Source organism: Streptomyces viridochromogenes DSM 40736 (assembly GCF_000158955.1).
GTDB classification, from domain to species: domain Bacteria; phylum Actinomycetota; class Actinomycetes; order Streptomycetales; family Streptomycetaceae; genus Streptomyces; species Streptomyces venetus.
Genome location: NZ_GG657757.1, coordinates 5,075,387 through 5,095,546 on the forward strand (window position 1 = coordinate 5,075,387; position 20,160 = coordinate 5,095,546).

Consider the following 20,160-nt stretch of genomic DNA (forward strand, 5'->3'; position numbering starts at 1 on the left):
TACTGCCGCAGGGCGTTGTGCGGGCTCCACCGTCAACCGCCGTACGCCCTGCTGAACTTCCCGACGATGTAGTCGCCGGAACGTACCGATGCGTGCCTGGGCGGGTTGTCCGGCCCGGTACAGGTGGGGATGCACTCGATCAACGCATCGTAGGACGGCTGGTGGAAGAACGGCACCGAGTATCGCTCCATGTCGGCCAGTTCCCGGGGCGGGTTGACGACCCGGTGGACCGTGCTCACCCAGCGGTTGTTGGTCCAGATCGCCATCAGGTCGCCGATGTTGACCACGAACGAGCCCTCGATGTACGGGACGTCGAGCCACTCGCCGTTCTTGTCCTGGACCTGCAGGCCGCCGGGGCCGTCGTCCTGGTACAGGATCGTCAGGCTGCCCCAGTCGCTGTGGACGCCCTTGCGCAGCTGGCCCGGGGCCGGCGGCTCGATCTGCCGCGGGTAGTAGTTCGCGGTCAGGTTCGTCATGTGCCGGTCGATCTTGTCCTCGAACCAGTCCTCGGGCAGGTCGAGGGCGAGCGCGAACAGCCGCATGATGTCGCCGGCCAGGGTCTCCATGGCCGCGTAGTAGCCCCGGTAGGCCTCGGCGAAGCCGGGCAGCTCGGGCCACTGGTTGGGGGTCGCGAGCGCCGGGTCGGCGTCGGCCGGCAGCCGGTCCGCCCCGTCCGGCTCGCCGAGCCGGTTGATGGTGAAGGTCTCGGAGACGTCGGGCAGCTTGCGTTCGTGCTCCACCTCGGCGTCCCGGTTGGACGCGGCGAGGCTGCCCTTGCGGCCGAAGCCGCGCATCAGCGGGTCCTCGGGCGCCGCCAGCAGCTTCGCCTTGTCCTCGGCCGGCAGCGCGAAGAACTCACGGGTGGCCCGGTACATGTCGGAGATGGCGTCCCGCGGCACGCCGTGGCCGACGATCACCAGGAAGCCGCTGGTGCGGCACACCTCGTCGATCACGGCGCCGAGCCGGCGGTCCGCTTCGGCGGACGACCGTGCCGAACTCAGGTCGATCACCGGGACGTAGCCTTCGACCACGGTGACCTCGGCGGTCCGACCGACCGCGCTCTCAGCATTCAGTAGCGACATCGCTCCTACTCTCGATCTTGAGCCTGGCGAGGGGGTGGGCTGGGACAGCGGCAGGTCAGCCCCAGCGCGGCGGCGGGGGCTCCCAGTCCCGCACGAGCCGGAGGAACTCGGCGGCGTCCGCGACGGGCGCGAGGGTGCCGAGCTCCTGCTCGCGCAGGAAGCCGCTGTGGGACATCCGGCAGGCCACACGCAGCAGCCGGTCCCAGTAGCCCTCGACGTTCAGCAGCGTGACGGGCTTCTTGTGCGTGCCGAGGACCAGCCAGGCCCAGACCTCGAGGATCTCCTCGGCGGTGCCCACTCCGCCCGGCAGTGCGATGAACGCGTCCGCCAGGTCGGCCATGAGCTGCTTGCGCTGGTGCATGGTGTCGACGACATGCAGTTCGGTCAGGCCGCGGTGGGCGACCTCGGCGTCGACGAGATGGGTCGGCATGACGCCGGTGACCCGCCCGCCTGCGGCCAGGGCGGAGTCGGCGACCACACCCATGAGGCCGGCCGCTCCGCCGCCGTAGACGATCTCGTGACCGGCGGCGACCATTTCCTTGGCGAACATGGCCGCCGCTTCCCGGTAGACCGGCCGGTTGCCCAGCGCCGATCCCGCGTAGACGGTGATACGCACGGCAGGGATACCCCCTTCCGGATCAGGGGCTGACCCGGCCGAACTTCTCGAACGCCTCGTGCGTCAGCGGCATCAGGCGCGCGAACTCCTCTTCCATCTGCTCCGCCACGACCTCGATCTCCCGCTGCGGGTGCGAGACGTAGGCGGCGTCGGCGCGGTTGGTGCGCAGCCCCAGGAAGTGCATCAGCGAGCGGGCGTTGCAGGTGGCGTAGACGGTGGAGTACGTCGCCACCGGCAGGACCACCCGGGCCAGTTCACGGGCGATGCCGGCGTCGAGCATCTTCTGGTACTCGCGGAACGCCGCCCGGTAGGCCTCGCTGGTGGCCGTGCTCACCAGTTCGTAGTCCTGCTCGTCGCCCGGTACGTACTGGTAGTGGCCGGGCTTGCCGATCTGCTTCAGGGCGCGCTCGCGGTCCGGGACGTAAAACACGTTCTTCAGGTCTTTGTAACGAGCGCTTTCCTCGTTGAAGGACCACATTCGGTGCCGCATCATGTGCCGGATCGTGAAAATCGGCGCGTGCACCAGGAAAGTCATGGAGTTGTGCTCGAAAGGGCTTCCATGGCGGCTGCGCATGAGATAGCGGATGAGGCCGCCCATGTATTCGTCACCGCGTTCCTCGCGGTGCGCCTCCTCACCGGCCGTGGACACGCGTGCCGCCTTGATGACGCCGAGGTCGGACGCGGTGTGGTCGACGAGCTCGACGGTGATCTCGCTGCGCAGTTCGATCTCGGGCGCGAAGAGCGTCCCCTGGTCGGTTCCGGTCTCGATGGCCGGGCTGATCGTCATTTGCTTTTCCCTCCGTTGACCTGCTCGTTGTCACATGGCCGGCTGACCGGCGGGGTCAGTCCCAGCCGTGGTCGTCGGGCGACTCACCCGCCACGACGGTCGTGTGGGCGGGAGTGCCGGCCGTCATGGCGACCGCGGGGACCGCGGCGGCGGCGAGGACACCGGCGGCGGCGACGGCGCTCAGGGTGCGCAGACCACGGGTGCGGGTGGCGGCCAGGTGAAGGGAGATCGTGCGGAGCATTTCGTTCCTCTTTCTCTGTCTCAGTATTTGAGCGGCTCCCCCGCTCGCAATGTCCATTCTTCGGTCGCACCGCCTCCGCAATAAGGTCACACTTGTGCAGTGCGCAGGTGAGAATCCAATGCACGTACCTCCCGCGGTATGCGGAACAGCCCCGTCACCGGCGGCTGAAAACCGCGCTTCGGTGACGGGGCTGCTCAGGGTGGGGGAGGGGCGGACCGGGGAGAACGCCTAACGGTCGAGTCCGCAGACCACCCTTCCCGGGCCGGCCGGAGTGGCCTGGTCGTCGCGTTCCCGGTCGTGGATCTCGCGCACCGCGACCGTCGCCGTGACCACGGCGGCCCGGGCCAGGCCCAGCACGTCACGGGCGGAGTCCAGGTCACGCTCGGGCAGGCGCACCACGACGTCCGTGGCGCATTCGATGAGATGCAGCGCGGCCCGTGCCAGCGAGTCGTCGCAGGAATAGCTCTGTTCCACGGCGGAGCGGGCGCTCTTCAGCAGCGCGGCCGCGCTGACGGTGCTCTGGGTCGTGTTCAACTCGGATCTCCTCGGTAGGGGTGACCGCATCACTCGGTCCGGAAATCGATGGCGGCGTCGATCCGCGCGCAGTGCTCCACGGCCTCTTCGCGGGAGGGCGCGGAGGCGATGGCGTAGCCGGAGGTGCAGTCGGCCACGGTGAGCAGCTCGGGCACCACGTCCCCGGGGCTCTTCGAGAGGACCGCGGCGGCCCGCTCGGCGCGGAAGTCGTCGAGGTAGGGCAGGAACACCAGGGGTGTCTCGCCCGCCGGGACCCGGCGCACGACGCCGGGCACGCCGGGGTCCACGTGCACGGACCGCACCCGGCCCGGCTCGGGCGTGAAGAACCGCACGGCGGCGCCGCCGAGCGGCTCCGGGGAGGCGGCGGGCAGCTCGTCGATGCCCAGCGGCACGGTCAGGAACCAGCGGTTCAGGTCCGCCCCGAAAGCGCGCCGCACCAGCTCCGGAGCCCCACTGCCGGCCAGCCGGGCATGCGACTCCAGCACCCGGGGCCCGTCCGGCGTGAGCACGAACTCACTGTGCGAGGGGCCTTCGGTGAGCCCCACCGCGTCCAGCAACCGCACGGTCAGGGCGCGCAGTTCGCCGAGGTGCGGCGTGGCCGCCGTGCTCGGGGTGCTGACCTCCCACTCCACGTACCGCTCGTTCATCCGGTACTCGGAGTAGCCGATCGGCACGTGCCGGCCCGCGTAGGAGAAGGAGTCCACGCTGACCACCGGCCCGTCCAGGTACTCCTCGGCGATCGGGGCGTCGAACCCGGCCGCGGCCAGGTCCTGCCAGGCCCGCTCCGCCTGCCCGGGGTCGTCGGCGGTGTGGATGTGCAGGCTCGCCACCCCGTCCACCGGCTTGAGGACGATCCGCCCGGCCACCTCCCGCTGGAAGGCGGCCGCCTCGCCGGCGTCGCGCACGACCCGGTACCGCACCGGGCTCAGATCGTGCTTGGCGAGCAGTTCGCGGGTCAGCGCCTTGTCCTTCAGGGCCCGGGCGGTCTCCTCGCCCACGCCCGGCAGGCCGAGGGCGTCGACGACGTGTCCGGTGGACTCGGCGGCGGGCTCGGTGGTGGTCAGGACGCGGTCGAAGGGGCGCTCGCGGTGCAGTGGCAGCAGGACGTCGAGGAGCGCGGGGCCGTCGGCGATCGGGGCGTGCACGATGCGCTCGCAGTGCTCGGCGATCGCCGGGTCGTAGGCGCCTTCCTCGTGCACGAGCACCACGTCGATGCCCAGCTCGCGGGCGCCGGCGATGGGTGCGGGGCGGCCGCCGACGACCGCTACTCGGTAGGTGAGGGTGCTTGCGTGGGGCGTGCCGGACAACTCGGTTCTCCCGTCGGTTCGCGGATGCGGGTGGGTGGGGACTCGGGGCGGCTCGTCAGCTCGCGTAGCAGCGGCGCAGCCAGCGCGCGCCGGCCTTGGGCCCGGGGGTGAAGGCCCGGCGCCGGTGCAGGACGCGGTAGTTGTCGAAGAAGAGGAAGTCGCCGGGCCGCAGCACGAACTGCTCGGCGTCCGCCCCGCTCAGGGCCTCGGCGAGTTCGTCGAGGGCGGCCGCGGCCCGCGCGGTCAGACCCCGGGTGGTGCCGTGGTCGTAGCGCAGGCGGGCGGTGGCGCCGCTGTGTTCGAGGACGGCTCCGCGCACCGGGGGCGGCGCTCCGAGTTTGATGGAGGCGGGGGCGCCGATCTCGAACTCGGGCCGGGTCAGCGCCTCGCGCACGGCCGGCGCGAGGCGGGCGAGCACGGGGTCGACTCCCACCACGTCGGTCGGGACGCGCTCGGAGTTGCGGAGCGCGAGGAAGGCCAGATGGCGCGGGACGTACGGGCGGGGGTCGTGGCCCGGTTCGCCGAACGGCAGGTGGGGGTTGTCCGTGTGCCAGAAGAACTCGGCGTCGGACCCCCACGAACTGGTGGTGCCGGTGGCGGCCGGATTGGGCACCACGTTGCGCATCAGCCGGCCGCGGTTCTCGTACGGCACCGCGAACGGGGTCGCCTCCAGCAGCCGCACCAGGCCCAGGTGCAGGGCGTTGACGGGGGCGAGCGCGGCCTCCGGGGTGAAACCGCCGACCGGGGTGGGCGGGGCGTCGTGCCGGGGGAGGTTCTGAAGGACCAGGACGCTGCCCTGCCGGGCGCGGAACCCGCCGAGCTCCGCCACGAGTTCGCAGGGCAGGTGCTGGCGCAGCGCCGACGCCCCGACGGTCGCGAGGATCGCCCCGTCGGTGTCCGGGTCGAGGAGGTGGGCGTCGGCGAGCCGGTCGTCCAGCTCCTTGGCGAGTACGTCCCGCACGCCGTCGTCGAGGGCGTACCGCACGATGTCCGGCCCGGCGCTCACGGCTGCCCCCAGAAGCTCGCCGACTGCCGTTGTCCGAGCCGGGCGAGTGGGGCGCGGACGGTTCTCGCCGCCAGCCCCAGGGGGGTGATGACCAGGAAATACAGTATAAAAAGGGCGGGTTTGAGCATGGTGTGGTGCTCCTCGGTGTCGTGCTGAAGAAAGGTGGGGCTCGCTCAGTCGAGCGGGATCTCGGTGCGCCAGTCGCCCTGCTCCCGCCAGGGCGGCTGCTCCGACTTGTCCAGCAGGAAGCCGCCGAGGGCGAGCAGGTCGATGTCGGTGCGCATGAAGCAGGTGTAGGCGTCCTGTGGGGAGTTGACGATCGGCTCGCCCCGCACGTTGAAGGACGTGTTCACCAGCACCGGGCAGCCCGTCTCCGCCCGGAAGGCGGTCAGCAGCCGGTGGAAGGGCGCGTTGCGGTGCGCGGACACCGTCTGGACCCGGGCCGAGGAGTCGACGTGGGTCACCGCCGGGATCGTCGACCGCGCGACCTTCAGCAGGTCGAGCCCGGTGGCGCCGGTGTCCCGCGCCTGAAGCCGCTGCCGGCCGGCGACCTGGCCGACCACGAGCATGTACGGGCTCTCCTGGCGCAGATCGAAGTAGTCCCGGGCGTCCTCGTCGAGCACGGCGGGCGCGAACGGGCGGAACGACTCCCGGAACTTGATCTTGAGGTTCATGGCGGACCGCATCCGCGGATCACGCGGATCGCCCAGGATCGACCGGGCCCCGAGGGCACGCGGGCCGAACTCCGCCCGGCCCTGGAACCAGCCGACGATCCGCCCCGACGCTAGCTCCTTGGCCACCCGGTCCGCCAGGGCGTCCGGATCCAGCCGGGTGTAGGGCACGCCCAGACCGTCGAGGTACGCGGCGATCTCCTCGTCGTCGTGGGCCGGACCGAGCAGCGAACCCGACATCGCGTCCTGCCCGCCGCCCAGATGGGCGCGGGGCGCCCCGCGCTCCCGCGCCACGTCGAGCGCGGCTCCGAGCGCGCCCCCGGCGTCCCCGGCGGCGGGCTGCACCCACACCTCGTCGAAGATCCCCTCCTCGATCAGCTTGCCGTTCGCCACGCAGTTCAGCGCCACACCGCCGGCCAGGCACAGCCGGCGCTCGCCGGTGCGCTCCCGGGCCGTGCGGGCCAGGGCGATCATGACCTCCTCGGTGACCTGCTGCACCGACGCCGCCAGGTCGAACTCCCGCTGGGTGAGCGGGCCTTCGGGCGTGCGCCGGGGGCCGCCGAAGAGCCGGTCGAAGGCGGGGCCCGTCATCCGCTGCCCGCGCAGGAACGCGAAGTACCGCATGTTCAGCCGGAACGACCCGTCCGGCCTGACGTCGATCAGCTTCTCCCTGATCACGTCCGCGTACCGGGGCCGGCCGTAGGGCGCGAGCCCCATCAGCTTGTACTCGCCGGAGTCGACCTTGAAGCCGCAGTAGTACGTGAACGCCGAGTACAGCAGGCCCAGGGAGTGCGGGAAACGCAGCTCGGCCAGGTTCGTCAGGCTGCCGCCCCGCCCGTGCCACAGGCTGGTGGTGGCCCACTCGCCGACGCCGTCGACGCACAGCACGGCGGCCGACTCGTACGGGCTCGGCAGGAACGCGGACGCGGCGTGCGAGCGGTGATGGCGCAGCACCCGCACCTCGGGCACCCGGCCGCGCCCCAGCCCGGCCAGCTCGTCGGCCACCACCCGGTCGGCGCGGCGCTTGCGGGCGAGCCAGACGGGCAGCCCGTCGGCGAACGAGGCGAAGCCGAACGGGGCGGCCCGCAGGTAACTGTCCAGCACCCGGCGGAACTTGAGCGCCGGGTCCTCGTAGTAGGCGATGGCGGCCACGTCCTCCAGGTCCACCCCGGCCTCGTCCAGGCAGTACTCGACGGCACGCGCGGGGAAGGACGGATCGTGGCGGCGGCGGCTGAACCGCTCCTCCTGTGCCGCCGCGACGGGGGTGCCGTCGGCGACCAGGGCGGCCGCGCTGTCGTGGTAGAAGGCGGATATGCCGAGCACCAGGTCAGGCATGAACGGTTCTCCTCAAACGGCGGACCAGACGGCGGGCCGGGGACATGGTCGGGCCGGGGTCGAGGGACAGCGAACGGAAGCCGGCGCGGACCCGGGCCCAGGCGGCCTCACGGGCCCCGGAGCCGCCGCCCGGCAGCGCGGCGAGATGGCTGTCGACGGCGTCGCAGGCCCAGGCGGCGTGTCCGCCGGCGACGTTGTCGATGGTGTTGTGGATGTCCACGAAGCGGGTGCTGAAGCCGTGCCGGCGCAGGGCCAGCCGGGCCCGGCGGTAGGAGCCGCCGACGCCGGACAGCTCCATGGCGAGGTTCAGGCCGAGGATCTCGGGCTGGAGGGTGCGCGGGAAGCGGCCCACGGCCAGCCAGAAGACGGGCAGCGCGAACGACTCCTCCGCGAAGCGCGGCCAGCCCGCGAACTCGGCGGAGCCGCCGGGCGGCGGTTCGACGCCCATCTCGGCCAGCAACTCCCGGTAGATCCTCGGGTGGTTGAGGTCCGGGTCGCCATTGCCGAGCTCGTCCCAGTACGTCTCGAAGAGCGCGCACCCGGGCTGGGCGGCGGCGAGCGCGTAGTCGGTGAAACCGTGCAGCCACGCGCCGTCGATCATGGTCAGCGGGGCGAGCTGGAGCGTCGACTCCACCAGCACCTCACGGGACGGCAGCGGCGCGTCCTGGCCGGCGGTGAACTCCTCGGCGTGCCGCTCGTGCTGCTCCGACAGCCAGGACCGCAGCCCTCCGGCGGGCCAGCCGTCCGGCAGCCGGTAGGCGCCCTGGTCCACGCTGCGGCGAGCCCGGTCGAGCCAGTCCCGCGCGTAACCGGCGGCCCAGTCGCACAGCGCCGGGGTGTCCGTCCGGCTCTGCAACATCCGGTACGCCTCCCGCAGCCCCTCCGGCTCCCGCCCCCACTCGTCCCCGTCCGAACGCCAGGCGGGCAGGACGTCCGAGCGCGCCGACTTCCGCGACGCCGGGTCGTCCGCCGCTCGGCCGGGCCCTACGGCGCCCGGGGCGAACTCCCGGCATGCGGGGCGGGTGTTGGCGTGTGGGGCGGGCTGTGGTGTGTGCACGGTCGGCTCTCGGAGCGCCGGGCGGGCGCCCGCGTGTCGGCCCGACTCCGGTGTTCGCCCGGTGTGATGGGAGGCCGCGCCGGGGGGCGTGGAGCGGGCGGGACTCTGCGGGCGGTCCCCCCGGCGGCGCGCCGGTGCCGGGGCCTCGTGGCCGGTGGTGTCGGTGGTGTCGGCGGTGTCGGCGGTGTCGGTGGGCAGTGAGTCGATCCAGTGTCGGAGGACCGTCAGCTCCTCGGGTGTGAACACCCGGAACATCGCACCGCGTTCGCCGACGAGCCCGTTGACCAGCGGGCTCGCCTCCGCACGGCCGGGCCGTACGAGCCGGCTGCGGGCCAGGGCGCCGACCAGCGGCCACGGGTCGCTGCGGCACTCCGCCAGCCAGTCGGCGAGCGGCCGCCCCTCCAACCGGAAGTCATGGTGGTACACGGCGGCTTCCCGCGCCCGCTCCCGCAGCAGCTCGGCCACACCGTGGGCGGGGTCCCGGGCCGCTTCGAGCCGGAGGTACAGGCCGTCGGCCCACCGGCGCAGGGCGGCGAAGGCCCAGCGGAATCCGGCCCGGGCCTCCGGCGAACGGTCCGGGTCCGGGCACCTCCCGTCGGTCCCGGCCCGCGCCGAGGACAGGTCGATCCGCTCCCACCGCGCGTCCGGCCAGGCCTCGCGGAGCAGGGCGAGCGGCGGGAGCAGGCCGGTCGCCCGCAGGCACGCGTCGGCGCCGAGCAGCTCGTCGCGGAACCGCTCCGGTGCGCGGCTCATGGTGAGCAGCCGGGCGGGCAGGCCGAACGCGTCGTCGTCGATCCGCCGGTCATGGGCGAGGGTGGGCGCGGAGGAGGCGTACTCGGCGAGCTCCAGATCCCGCAGCAGGGCCAGAAAGGCACTGCCACGGCTCGCGCCCGGCCGGCCCACGCCCACGTCCTGCGCGTAACGGGCCAGCACCCGCAGCGACTCGGGATCCTCCGCGCCACCCGGCGAGCTCAGCCCTTGCAGCCACGCCCCGGACACCAGGGCCAACGGCGCGCAGTCGAGCGCGACCCGCCGCACGAGGGCGTCCCGGGACCCGTCGGAGTCGCACGTGCCGTACAGCTCCCGGAACCGCCGGGCGGCGTCCCGCGACCAGGCGGCGACGGAGGAGCGGAGCGCCTGCGGCTCCTCGCCCGCCCGGTCGCCCGCCGACCCGCCCCCCGCGTCGCCCCCCGTCCCGATCTCCGTACGGATCGCGGCGAGCAAGCGCGTACCCGGTGGCCCGCACTCGGGGTCCGCCGCCGTCGCGTAGACGGTGCGGGACGCTGCTGTGTTCACGGTCTTCCCCTCCCGGTACTCCCGGTACTCCCAGTGCTCCCAGCGCTTCGACGTGCGGCGGATCAGAACATGGGATAGATCGAGGCGTCCGGCTGCTTGCTCTTGCGGGAGCGGAACAGGCGGGTGGCGATGAGGCGGGCGAGGGCGCTGCGCAGGGCGGCCATACCGGGTTCTCCGTTTTCTGTGAGCGATTTTCTGCGAGTGGGGCGACGGATCAGCTCTGGAACAGCGGACTCAGCTCTGGAACAGCGGACCGCGGTGCGTCTTGTGCTGGGCGGCCTGGGCGAGCGGCCGGACGACGAGCTGGTCGACGTTCACGTGCTGCGGCAGGGCGACGGCGAAGGACACGCACTCGGCGACGTCCTCGGCCCGCAGCGGCCGGTCGACCCCGGCGTAGACGGCCGACGCCCGCTCCCGGTCGCCGTGGAAACGGTTCAGCGCGAACTCCTCGGTGTGCACCATCCCGGGCGCGACCTCCACCACCCGCACCGGCTCCCCGCACAGTTCGAGCCGCAGCGTCTCCCCGAGCGCGTACTGGGCGTGCTTCGCCGCGCTGTACCCGCCGCCGCTCTCATAGGTGCAGTGCGCCGCGGTCGAGGTGATGTTCACGACCGTGCCGCCCCCGTCCTGCCTGAGCAGCGGCAGCAGCGCCTGCGTGAGGTGCAGCGTGCCCAGCACGTTGACGGAGTACATCTGCTGCCAGTGCGCCGGCGAGCCCTCGGCCACGGTGTCCGCGCCGAGCGCCCCGCCGGCGTTGTTCACCAGCACGTCGCAGGCGTCGAGCGTGTCCGCGAAGGCGCGCACGGCCTCGGCGTCGGTGACGTCCAGGACGACGGCCCGGCCGCCCGTCTCTGCGGCCACCCGGTCGAGCAGCTCGCCGCGCCGGGCCACCAGCACGACGTCGTACCCCTCCTTGGCCAGCCGCCGCGCCACGGCGGCCCCGATCCCACTGCTCGCTCCTGTCACCACGGCGGTCGTCGTCATACCGGCCTTCCTCGAAGTCGTCGTTCGCACGGGGTCCAACGGGGTCCGTACGGGGCCTGGACCCACGACGACTGTGCGGGCGCCGCCCGGCGCCCGGAAGGGTCAAAGGCGTGCAGTGCAGGGTTGTGCAGCGCGGCCCGGGGTCCTTCATGCCTGTGCGGCCGCGTATTTGTGAGGGTTCCGCGGCGCTCCCGACGCCGGAAGAGTCACCGGTGAACCGCACAGGACCGGAGCACCGGGAGGACGGCATGACGGAGCAGAGGGTGACGCTCACCCCGCAGATGCTGCAGTACGACGACTTCGACGACCGGGGCCGCACCCGCTGGCTCCCGTACCTGATGTACTTCCACCGCGCCCAGTACCGCTCGGACGCGGTCAACACCGACGCACTGGGCTTCCGCTACTCCCACGGCCCCGACGGACAGCGCGCGTCCGTGGCCGAGCTGCCCGAGACGCCCGTCCGGCTGTTCGCCGGCAGCTCCACGGCGTTCGGCATCGGCGCCACCGGCGACGCGGCGACCCTGCCGTCCCGCCTGTGGAGCACCCACGCCCCCGCCGCGCCCTGGCTGAACTTCGCGGGCCGCAGCTACAACTCCGCCCAGGAGTTCCTGCTGTTCTCCCTGTACCGCCACCTGCTGCCGCAGGTCAGCGACATCGTCGTGTTCTCCGGCCTGAACAACCTCGCCCTGGCCCGGCTGCCCGAGGAGCAGCGCGGCGACCACGGTGGGTTCTTCAACTGCGGTGAGTACTACGAGCAGATGGAGGGACTGAGGCGCAACCACCGCGGCCGCGGCTCCCTGTTCGGCCGGCCGGAGAAGCCGGCACCGCGGGCCGAGGAGCCGGTGCGGCCGCTGGAGGAGCGCATCGACTCCGCCGTCGACCTCACCGCCCGGCACCTGGAGAACTGGCAGGCCCTCGCACAGGGCACCGGCGCCCGCATCACCTTCGTCCTGCAACCGCTCGCCGGCTGGGTCCGCGAGGAGCCGGCCCCCGAGGAGAAGCTCCTCTTCGACGAGCTCGACCGGCGGTCCAACTTCTGGGAGCTGTACGGCGACATCGCCACCATGGAGCCCGCCCGCCGCTACGCCTACGAGCTCCAGCTCGCCTGCAACAAGGTCGGCGTCGACTTCCTCGACCTCAACCCGCTGCTCGCCGAGGCCGCCGGGCCGCGCGACTGGCTGTTCGTCGACCGCGCCCACTTCACGGACCTGGGCCACGACCTCACGGCCCGGCTGCTCGCCGAGGAACTGCGCCTGTCCTGACCGTCGAGGTCATCCGCAGCCCGTCCGCCCCACGACAGCGAGGAACCTCATGACACTCCCGTACCGCGTCGCCATGGTCGGCGGCCGCCCCGCACCGATCGCCGGCGCCCGCGAACTGGGCATCGACGTCGTGCTCGTCCACGAGGAGGGCAGCTACGACCCCGGGATCCTCCGGCACTGCGAACGCGTCGTGCACGCCCCCGTCAACGACGGCCCCGCGATCCTCGACGTCCTGCGGCCCCTGCACGAGGAGCGCCCCTTCGACCGCGTGCTCACCACCTCCGAGCCGGCCGGTGTCGCCGTCGGCCATGTGGTGACCGCCCTCGGCCTGCCCGGGGTCGGCGAGGAGACCGCCCGCGTCCTGAAGGACAAGCGGCTCACCCGTGAGCGGCTCGCCGAGCACGGCCTGAGCCCGGTCCGGCACCGGCTGCTGCACAGCCCGCAGGACGCGGCCGACTTCTTCACCGGCCTCGGCACCGGCCGGGCCGTCGTCAAACCGGTCGACGGCGCCGCCAGCCGGAACATCCTGCTGGTCTCCAGCGCCCACGAGGCGTCTCTCGCCTACAAGACCATCGAGCAGGCCGGGGGTTCGGCCGCGCTGGGCGAGGAGTACCTGGAGGGCCCGGTCGTCGCCGCCGACACCTTCTCCCTCGGCGGGCGGCACGTCGTGCTCGGGTTCTCCGAGTACCGGATCAACGAACGGTTCGTGGAATGGGAGGTCAGCGCGCCCAGCCGGATCGCCGCCCCGCACGAGGCCGAACTGCGCGAGCTCACCGAACGGCTGCTGGACGCCGTGGGCCTGACCGAGGGCCCCTCCTACAGCGAGTTCGTGCTCACCGCCGACGGTCCGCGCGTCCTGGAGTCCCACGCCCGCCTCGGCGGCTGCGGCGCCCCCGAACTGGCCCGGCGCGCCTTCGGCCTGGACCCGGCCCGCATGCTGCTGACCGTGCCGCTCGGCATCGACCCGCTGCCCGAGGCCTCCCCGGCGCCCGTGGGCGGCGCCGCCCTGCGCTACCTCACACCACGCCCCGGCACCGTCACCTCGGTCGCCGTCGCCCCGGGTCTGCCGGCCGAGGTCAGGCGGGTCCCCGAGGGGGTCACCAACGACCTCTACCTGCCGTTCTTCGACGAGCTCAAGCGGCACGAGACCGGCGCCGCGATCGCCCTCAACCCCGGTGAACAGGTCCCCGAGCTGCTCACCCTCGCCCACGCCAGCGCCGGGTACGTCATCTCCTCCGGCCGTGACGCCGACGAAGCGGTGGACCGCTGCGCCCGGGTCGCCGAGGGCATCCGCATCGAGACCGACGGAGTCACCGCGCCATGAGCGAGCACCGGGCCACCGCCCCGCACCGGCCGCACGTCCTCGTGCTGCACCGCTGGCGCGACGCACACGCCCTCTACGAGAACTACATCGACCACGACGCGCACCGCGTGACCTACGTGACCAACCCCCTCGGCTGGCCCTCGCTGCCCGCGGCGGCCGCCGGGATCGTCGAGGTCGCCGCCACCGACGACATCGAGCAGGCGCACGCCGCCGCCACGGCGCTGTCCGCGCTGTTCGGACCGGTGGACCGGGTCGTGGCACTCAACGAGGGCGATCTCGACACCGCGGCCGAACTGCGCACCCGCCTCGGCTGCCCCGGGCAGCGGCCCGGTGAACTGGCCCGCTTCCGGGACAAGCTCCAGATGTGCGAGGCCGTCGCGGCGGCCGGACTTCCCACGCCCGCCTTCGCCGACGCCCCGGACCCGGACGCCGTGGCCCGCTTCGCGGCGACGCACGGCTGGCCGGTGGTGGTCAAACCGCGCCGCGGCACCGCCAGCCGAGGCGTACTGATCGTCGACTCGCCGGCCGGCCTGTCCGAGCTCGCGGCCCTGCCGGACGAGCCGCGCCTGGTGCAGGAGTTCTGCGGCGACGCCGTCTACCACGTCGACGGACTGTGGACCGGCGACGCGCTCGGCCCCTGGCGTGCCTCCCGGTACGTCAACACCTGCGCCGACTTCGCCACCGGCGCGTCCTCGGCTCGTGAGGAGGACGACCCGGAACTCGTCGCCGCGCCTGGCGAGTCACCGCCCGGGGCCGCCGATGCGCTCAGCGACGGGCCTGGGGTGTTCCACCTGGAGGTTTTGTCGGCCGGGGCGCGACGACCGGCCCGAGCTGCGGTTCCTGGAGGCCGGGTGCCGGGTCGGCGGTGCGGAGATCCCCTTCGTGTGGCGCGAGGTGCACGGCATCGACCTGATGCGGGCGGCCGTCGACGTCCAGCTGGGCCGCACGCCCGCCCTGTCCGCACCGGCGTCCTGGAACACCGGAGGCTGGCTGCTCGTCAGGACCCCGGTCCCGGCGCCCTGCCGCGTCGTCGCCGCCCAGCCGCTCGACCCCCGCGACGACGGCCCCTACGCCCAGGTCGTACCGCCCCGGGGCACCGTCGTCCCCGAGGCCGGCGGCTACGAACACGTGGGCGCCCGCTTCCGCTTCCGCGGCTCGGGTACGGCCCAGGTGGAAAGCTCGATAGCCAAGGCCGCCGCCCGCTTCCGCCTGGAGTGCGAGGCCGTGGCATGACACCGGCCGCCGATGGCCTGAGCACCGGTGGTGCCGCCTCGCGGCCTACGGGCGATGGCCTGCGTGCCGGTGGCGATGCCTCGCAACCCACCCGCGGTGGTCTGCGCGGCGACGGCGACGGCGCGCGACCCGCCCCCGGTGGCCTGCGGCCCGCCCGTGGCGGCGTGCGGCCGGGCCGTGCCGGGCTCACGGCTGCCCTCGCCCCGTTGCGGCTGCGGGACTACCGTCGGCTGTGGTGCGGGACCCTGCTCAGCAACCTCGGTGACGGGGCGACCTGGACGGCCCTGTCCTGGCTGGCGATCGTGCGGGGGGACGCGGCGGCGCTCGGCTGCCTCGGTCTGTGCTACACCGCGCCGGTGATCGGCGGCGGCGCCCTCGTCGGGCCGCTGCTCGACCGCTTCGACCGCCGCCGGGTGCTGGTCGCCGACTCGGTGCTGCGCGGGCTGGCCGTCGCGAGCGTCCCGGCGGCCGCCCTCCTGGGCCCGGTACGGCTGGAGCATCTGTACGTCGTCGCCGCGGTCTACGGCCTGCTGAAGATCGTGCCCCTGGGCGCGGTCCCGGCGATGCTGCCCGACCTGGTGCCGCCCCGGCTGCTGCACGGCGCCGCCGCACTGGAGTCGGTGTCGCTCGGCGTCGGCCGGATCCTCGGCCCGGTCGTAGGCGGCGCGCTGATCCCCCTGGCCGGCGCGCACGGGGTACTCCTGGTCGACGCACTGAGCTACGGCACACTCGCCCTGGCCGCCCTCTCGCTGCACCTGCCGTACCGAAAGGCGACGCCCCGCACAGGGAAGCAGCCGCCCGGCGGGGCGCACCCGCCCGGCGGGACGCGACCGTCCTGTGGCTGGCGGCCTGTGGCGCGGCTGTTGCGGCAGGACGGGGTGCTGTGCGCCATCACCGTGGGGTTCGGCCTCTTCAATCTCGCCATGGGGCTGCTGCTCGTTCTCGAACCCTGGCTGGCCCGCGAGAGGTTCCACGGCGGTGCCGGCCTGCTCGGCGTGATCCTCGCCGTGTCCGGCGCGGCCAACCTGGTCGGCTCGGTGTGTGCCGGCATGCTCCCTCCCGCCGACCGCCAGATGCTCCGCATCGGCATCCTCCAGACCGTCGCCGGGAGTTCACTGCTCCTGCTGCTGGTGCCGTCCCTGCCGGTCGTGCTCGTCGGCCTGGTGCTGTGCAACCTGCTGTCCACGCCGATGACGGTCTCCTCCCAGGCGCTGCGCCTGACCCGCATCCCGGAGGAGCTGCGCGGCCGCACGCTCATCCTGATGCGCACCGTCATGAACGCCACCACCCCGGTGGGCACCGCCCTGGCCGGCGCGCTGCTGGCCGCCGGCGCCCCCGGTTTCCTGATCGTCCTCATGACCCTGAGCGCCGCCCTGCCGGGCCTCTGGCTCGTCCGCGCCTACCGCGCCACGTCCTTCGGCGCCGAACTCGGCGTCAAACCCGGCGTCACCCCGACCACCCCTCCCGTCCGAAGGAGCCCCTCCGATGCGCACCATGTTCAAGTCCAAGATCCACCGGGCCACCGTCACCCAGGCCGACCTGCACTACGTGGGCTCCGTCACCGTTGACGCCGACCTCATGGACGCCGCCGACCTGCTCCCCGGCGAGCAGGTCCACATCGTCGACGTCACCAACGGCGCCCGCCTGGAGACGTACGTCATCGAGGGCGAGCGCGGCAGCGGCGTCGTCGGCATCAACGGCGCCGCCGCCCATCTCGTCGAGCCCGGTGACACGGTGATCCTCATCAGCTACACCCTGGTCGACGACGCGGCGGCCCGCTCCCTCGTGCCCAGCGTGGTCCACGTGGACGCCGCCAACCGCGTCATCACCCTCGGCGACGACCCCGCCGCCCCCGTCCCGAACACCGACACCCTCCGCAACCCCCTGGCCGTCCTGAGTGGCGCGGGCGCCCGGACGGCCCGCTGAGGCCGGTTCACACCTCCAGCCACACCGCCTGGTCCGTCCCGAGGAGGCCGTTCTCGAGCGGGCCACTGGACAGCAGGAGCGCGGAGTGCGCGGGCAGTTCGCACGGCTCGGCCGAGAGGTTCACCACGCAGACGAAGCCCGGCTCGCGGCGGAAGGCCAGGACTCCCTCGGGGGCGTCCAGCCAGGTCATGGTGCCGTCGCCGAGGGCGGGGTGGTCGTGACGCAGGCGCAGGGCCGCGCGGTAGAGCTCCAGCATGGAGCCGGGGTCGCCGGCCTGCGACTCGACGGTGTGGTCGGCCCACCGGGCGGGCTGCGGCAGCCACGGCTCGGCCGATCCGCCCTCGGGACTGAAGCCGTAGGGGGCCGTCCGGCCGGACCAGGGGATCGGGACGCGGCAGCCGTCCCGGCCCCGGTCGGTGTGGCCCGAGCGTTCCCAGGTCGGGTCCTGGAGGACGTCCTCGGGCAGGTCCTCGACCTCGGGGAGGCCGAGTTCCTCACCTTGGTAGACGTAGGCCCCGCCGGGCAGGGCGAGCATCAGCAGGGCGGCGGCCCGCGCGCGCCGGGTGCCGAGTTCCAGGTCGAGGGGGCCCTCCGGGCGGTAGCTCTCGTTGGCCACCCAGCGCCTGACGGTCCGGCGGCCGTAGCGGCTGGGGTGGCGCATCACGTCGTGGTTGGAGAGGACCCAGGTGGCCGGCGCCCCCACCGCGCCCAGCATCGCGAGGGAGCCGTCGATGACCGCCCGCAGGTCCTTCGGGTCCCAACTCGACATCAGGAAGTCGAAGTTGAACGCCGTGTGCAGACCGTCCCGGCGGACGTACGCCGCGAGCCGCTCGGGCGTGTCCGCCCAGGCCTCGGCGACGAAGGAGCGGTCGCCGGGGAACTCGTCGGCCACCTTGCGCCAGGCCCGGTAGATCTCGTGCACCTCGTCGCGGTCCCAGTGCGGGTGGTCCACGTGCCGCACGGGCTGCCCGGCGTCCGGATCCCGGCGCGGCGGCAGGTCCGGCAGCTCCGGGTGCTTGATCAGGCCGTGGGCCACGTCGATACGGAACCCGTCCACGCCCCGGCTGAACCAGAACCGCAGCACCGACTCGAACTCGGCCCGCACCTCGGGGTGCTGCCAGTTCAGGTCCGGCTGCTGGGGTGCGAACAGGTGCAGGTACCACTCCCCGTCGGGCAGCCGGGTCCAGGCCGGGCCGCCGAAGCAGGAGACCCAGTCGTTCGGCGGCTGCGAACCGTCTGCGCCCCGGCCGGGGCGGAAGACGTACCGCTCGCGCTCCGGGCTGCCCGGGCCGGCGGCGAGGGCCTCCTGGAACCAGGCGTGCTGGTCCGAGGTGTGGTTCGGCACGATGTCGGGAATCACGCGGATCCCGTGCCCGTGCGCCTCCTCGATGAGCTGCTCGGCCTCGGCCAGGGTGCCGAACCGGGGGTCGATCTCGCGGAAGTCGGCGACGTCGTAACCGTGGTCGGCCATCGGCGACTTGTACCAGGGGTTGATCCAGATCGCGTCCACGCCGAGGGACTTGAGATAGGGCAGCCGGGAGCGGATGCCGGCGATGTCGCCGACGCCGTCGCCGTTCCCGTCGGCGAAACTGCGGATGTAGACCTGGTAGATGACGGCACTGCGCCACCAGGGGCCGGTGGGGGACACGTTGCTCCTCAGGGGTCTCAGGGTCTACTTCGCGGCGCCGGCGGTGAGTCCGGCGACGATGCGGCGCTGGAAGAGCAGCACCATGACCACCAGCGGCACGGTGACCAGGACACCCGCGGCCATCTGGCTGCCGAACGGGGTCTCGTAGGTCGTGGCGCCGGTGAACTTGGAGATGGCGACCGTGGCGGTCTGCATACCGGGTTTGTTCGTCATCGACAGGGCGATGAGGAACTCGTTCCAGGCGGCGATGAAGGTGATGATCGCGGTGGTGAAGATGCCCGGCGCGGCCAGCGGCACGATGACCTTGCGGAAGGCCTGGCCGCGGGTGCAGCCGTCGACCATCGCGGCGTGCTCCAGCTCGTCCGGCATCTGCCGGAAGAACGTGGTCAGGTTCCACACCGCCAGCGGCAGCGCGAAGGACATGCTCGGCACGATCATCGACTGGTAGGTGTTGATCCAGCCGATGTCGGTGAACAGCTTCAGCAGCGGCACCACGATCGACACCACCGGGAACATCGAGGTGGCGATGATCAGGGTGAGGATCAGCCGCTTGAAGCGGAACTCCAGCCGGGCCATCGCGTACGCGGTGAACGTGGCCAGCAGCAGCGCCAGCACGGTCGTGATCCCGGCGACGACCAGGCTGTTGAGCAGCGCCCGCCCGAAGCCCTGCGCGGGGTCGAACACGGCCCGGTAGTTCTCGAAGGACAGCGGAGACGGGAGCGGCGTGGTGTCGAAGATGTCGCCGGTGCGGCGGAGACTGGAGACCAGCATCCAGTAGAACGGGGCCAGACAGCAGGCCACGACCACGACGACACCCGCGTACACGAGCCCGCCGCGCCACTTCGCCGTGAGGGTCGTCATGCCGTCACCTCCGTACGACGGGGCCTCCTGCCGTCCCCGCCCCCGACGAGGTCGGTGCCGAGCAGCCGCACGAAGGCCAGCGCGATCAGGAAGACGTAGAGGAAGAGGATCACGGCGTACGCGGAGGCCGGTCCGAAGCGGACGTTGGACGCCTCGTTCTGCGCGAGCATCGACAGCGTCTCCACCGAGTGCTTCTGCGCGCCGACGAGGATGTAGGGCAGGTCGAACATCCGCAGGGCGTCCATGCAGCGGAACAGCACGGCCACCAGCAGCGCCGGCTTCACCAGGGGCAGGGTGATGTGCCAGAACTGGCGCACGGGGCGGGCCCCGTCCATCCGGGCCGCCTCGTAGACCTCCTTCGGGATCACCTGGAGGCCGGCCAGGACCAGCAGTCCGATGAAGGGCGCGGTCTTCCACACCTCGGCGACGATGACGGCGACCTTGGCGTGGAAGCCCTCGGTGGTCCACAGGATCTGCTGTCCGAGCAGCGCGTTGGCGACGCCGTCGCTGTTGAAGATCCACCGCCACAGCAGTCCGGAGATCGCCGTCGGCACCGCCCAGGGCACCAGGATCCCGGCCCGCACCAGGGCCCGGCCCCGGAACGCCCGGTGCATGATCAGCGCCATGGCCACCCCGACCACGGTCTCCAGCGAGACCGTGACGACGGTGAAGAAGGTCGTGTTCCAGAAGGCGTTGAAGAACCGCGCCCCGGCCTCGCCGAAGATGTCGGCGTAGTTGCGCAGGCCGACGAACGGCTCGGTGGCGCTGATGAACCCGGTGCTGGGGTCGAGGCCCTTGGCGCCGTAGAGCGACTCCTTCAGCGCCATGAGCGTCGGGTAGAGCACGACGACCGCCAGCACCAGCAGCGTGGGGGAGACCAGCAGCGCGGCCAGCCGCCCGGCCCCGGCGGTGGCCCGGCCCCGCGCCGCCGGCCGCCGGGGCCGGGCCCGGACGCCGGTCTCCGCCGGGAGCTCGGTCATGGTGCCGGCC

Annotated in this window: 17 protein-coding genes; 4 read left to right on the top strand and 13 right to left on the bottom strand. The window is 72.7% G+C overall.

Features of this window, described 5'->3' with window-relative positions; genetic code table 11:
• Positions 1-32: 32 nt before the first annotated feature.
• The 10 genes from SSQG_RS22310 to SSQG_RS22355 all read right to left on the bottom strand — a co-directional run bounded on the left by SSQG_RS22310 (position 33) and on the right by SSQG_RS22355 (position 10,916).
• Positions 33-1,082: an isopenicillin N synthase family dioxygenase gene (locus tag SSQG_RS22310; protein ID WP_052310330.1), complete on the bottom strand. Its 1,050-nt coding sequence runs from the start codon at positions 1,080-1,082 to the stop codon at positions 33-35.
• A gap of 55 nt (positions 1,083-1,137) precedes the next feature.
• Positions 1,138-1,698, bottom strand: a complete 561-nt coding sequence (locus SSQG_RS22315; RefSeq protein ID WP_003992102.1) for a TIGR00730 family Rossman fold protein — start codon at positions 1,696-1,698, stop codon at positions 1,138-1,140.
• A gap of 22 nt (positions 1,699-1,720) precedes the next feature.
• Positions 1,721-2,485, bottom strand: coding sequence for an FAD-dependent thymidylate synthase (thyX, locus tag SSQG_RS22320; RefSeq protein ID WP_003992103.1), 765 nt, complete (start codon positions 2,483-2,485; stop codon positions 1,721-1,723).
• 55 nt (positions 2,486-2,540) lie between these two features.
• On the bottom strand, positions 2,541-2,726 hold the full coding sequence (locus tag SSQG_RS22325) for a hypothetical protein (protein ID WP_003992104.1): 186 nt from the start codon (positions 2,724-2,726) through the stop codon (positions 2,541-2,543).
• A gap of 228 nt (positions 2,727-2,954) precedes the next feature.
• Positions 2,955-3,260, bottom strand: a complete 306-nt coding sequence (locus SSQG_RS42190; protein WP_063749170.1) for a hypothetical protein — start codon at positions 3,258-3,260, stop codon at positions 2,955-2,957.
• 29 nt (positions 3,261-3,289) lie between these two features.
• Entirely contained in the window at positions 3,290-4,567 is a 1,278-nt protein-coding gene (locus SSQG_RS22335) for an ATP-grasp domain-containing protein (protein WP_003992106.1), read from the bottom strand.
• A gap of 55 nt (positions 4,568-4,622) precedes the next feature.
• Positions 4,623-5,573, bottom strand: a complete 951-nt coding sequence (locus SSQG_RS22340) for a TauD/TfdA family dioxygenase (protein WP_039933397.1) — start codon at positions 5,571-5,573, stop codon at positions 4,623-4,625.
• A 173-nt stretch (positions 5,574-5,746) separates the two neighbouring features.
• Positions 5,747-7,579, bottom strand: coding sequence for a carbamoyltransferase family protein (locus SSQG_RS22345; RefSeq protein WP_003992108.1), 1,833 nt, complete (start codon positions 7,577-7,579; stop codon positions 5,747-5,749).
• Positions 7,572-9,932: an iron-containing redox enzyme family protein gene (locus SSQG_RS42910; protein ID WP_003992109.1), complete on the bottom strand. Its 2,361-nt coding sequence runs from the start codon at positions 9,930-9,932 to the stop codon at positions 7,572-7,574. Before SSQG_RS42910 ends, SSQG_RS22345 begins: the two co-directional genes overlap by 8 nt.
• 234 nt (positions 9,933-10,166) lie before the next feature.
• Positions 10,167-10,916 (bottom strand): SDR family oxidoreductase, encoded by a 750-nt coding sequence (locus tag SSQG_RS22355; RefSeq protein ID WP_039933400.1) that lies wholly within the window; start codon positions 10,914-10,916, stop codon positions 10,167-10,169.
• A 248-nt stretch (positions 10,917-11,164) separates the two neighbouring features.
• Here SSQG_RS22355 and SSQG_RS22360 point away from each other — a divergent pair, with 248 nt between their 5' ends.
• Genes SSQG_RS22360 through panD form a run of 4 tightly spaced genes read left to right on the top strand, consistent with a single transcriptional unit; the run spans position 11,165 to position 16,661 of the window.
• Complete coding sequence (locus tag SSQG_RS22360; protein WP_003992111.1) at positions 11,165-12,178, top strand: hypothetical protein; 1,014 nt, start codon at positions 11,165-11,167, stop codon at positions 12,176-12,178.
• A gap of 49 nt (positions 12,179-12,227) precedes the next feature.
• Positions 12,228-13,502 carry an ATP-grasp domain-containing protein gene (locus tag SSQG_RS22365; RefSeq protein ID WP_003992112.1) on the top strand — a complete coding sequence of 425 codons (1,275 nt, stop codon included), beginning with the start codon at positions 12,228-12,230 and terminating at the stop codon, positions 13,500-13,502.
• Positions 13,499-16,303 carry an MFS transporter gene (locus tag SSQG_RS42915; RefSeq protein WP_244299222.1) on the top strand — a complete coding sequence of 935 codons (2,805 nt, stop codon included), beginning with the start codon at positions 13,499-13,501 and terminating at the stop codon, positions 16,301-16,303. The genes SSQG_RS22365 and SSQG_RS42915 overlap by 4 nt, the downstream gene beginning before the upstream one ends.
• Complete coding sequence (panD, locus tag SSQG_RS22380; RefSeq protein ID WP_003992115.1) at positions 16,221-16,661, top strand: aspartate 1-decarboxylase; 441 nt, start codon at positions 16,221-16,223, stop codon at positions 16,659-16,661. The genes SSQG_RS42915 and panD overlap by 83 nt, the downstream gene beginning before the upstream one ends.
• A 7-nt stretch (positions 16,662-16,668) precedes the next feature.
• On the opposite strand, the gene SSQG_RS22385 is transcribed toward panD, so the two are convergent.
• Genes SSQG_RS22385 through SSQG_RS22395 form a run of 3 tightly spaced genes read right to left on the bottom strand, consistent with a single transcriptional unit; the run spans position 16,669 to position 20,150 of the window.
• Positions 16,669-18,309: a glycoside hydrolase family 13 protein gene (locus tag SSQG_RS22385; RefSeq protein WP_003992116.1), complete on the bottom strand. Its 1,641-nt coding sequence runs from the start codon at positions 18,307-18,309 to the stop codon at positions 16,669-16,671.
• A gap of 24 nt (positions 18,310-18,333) precedes the next feature.
• Positions 18,334-19,170, bottom strand: a complete 837-nt coding sequence (locus tag SSQG_RS22390; RefSeq protein ID WP_003992117.1) for a carbohydrate ABC transporter permease — start codon at positions 19,168-19,170, stop codon at positions 18,334-18,336.
• A complete protein-coding gene (locus tag SSQG_RS22395; protein WP_039935347.1) occupies positions 19,167-20,150 on the bottom strand; it encodes a carbohydrate ABC transporter permease in 984 nt (327 codons plus the stop codon). Before SSQG_RS22395 ends, SSQG_RS22390 begins: the two co-directional genes overlap by 4 nt.
• Positions 20,151-20,160: the final 10 nt, after the last annotated feature.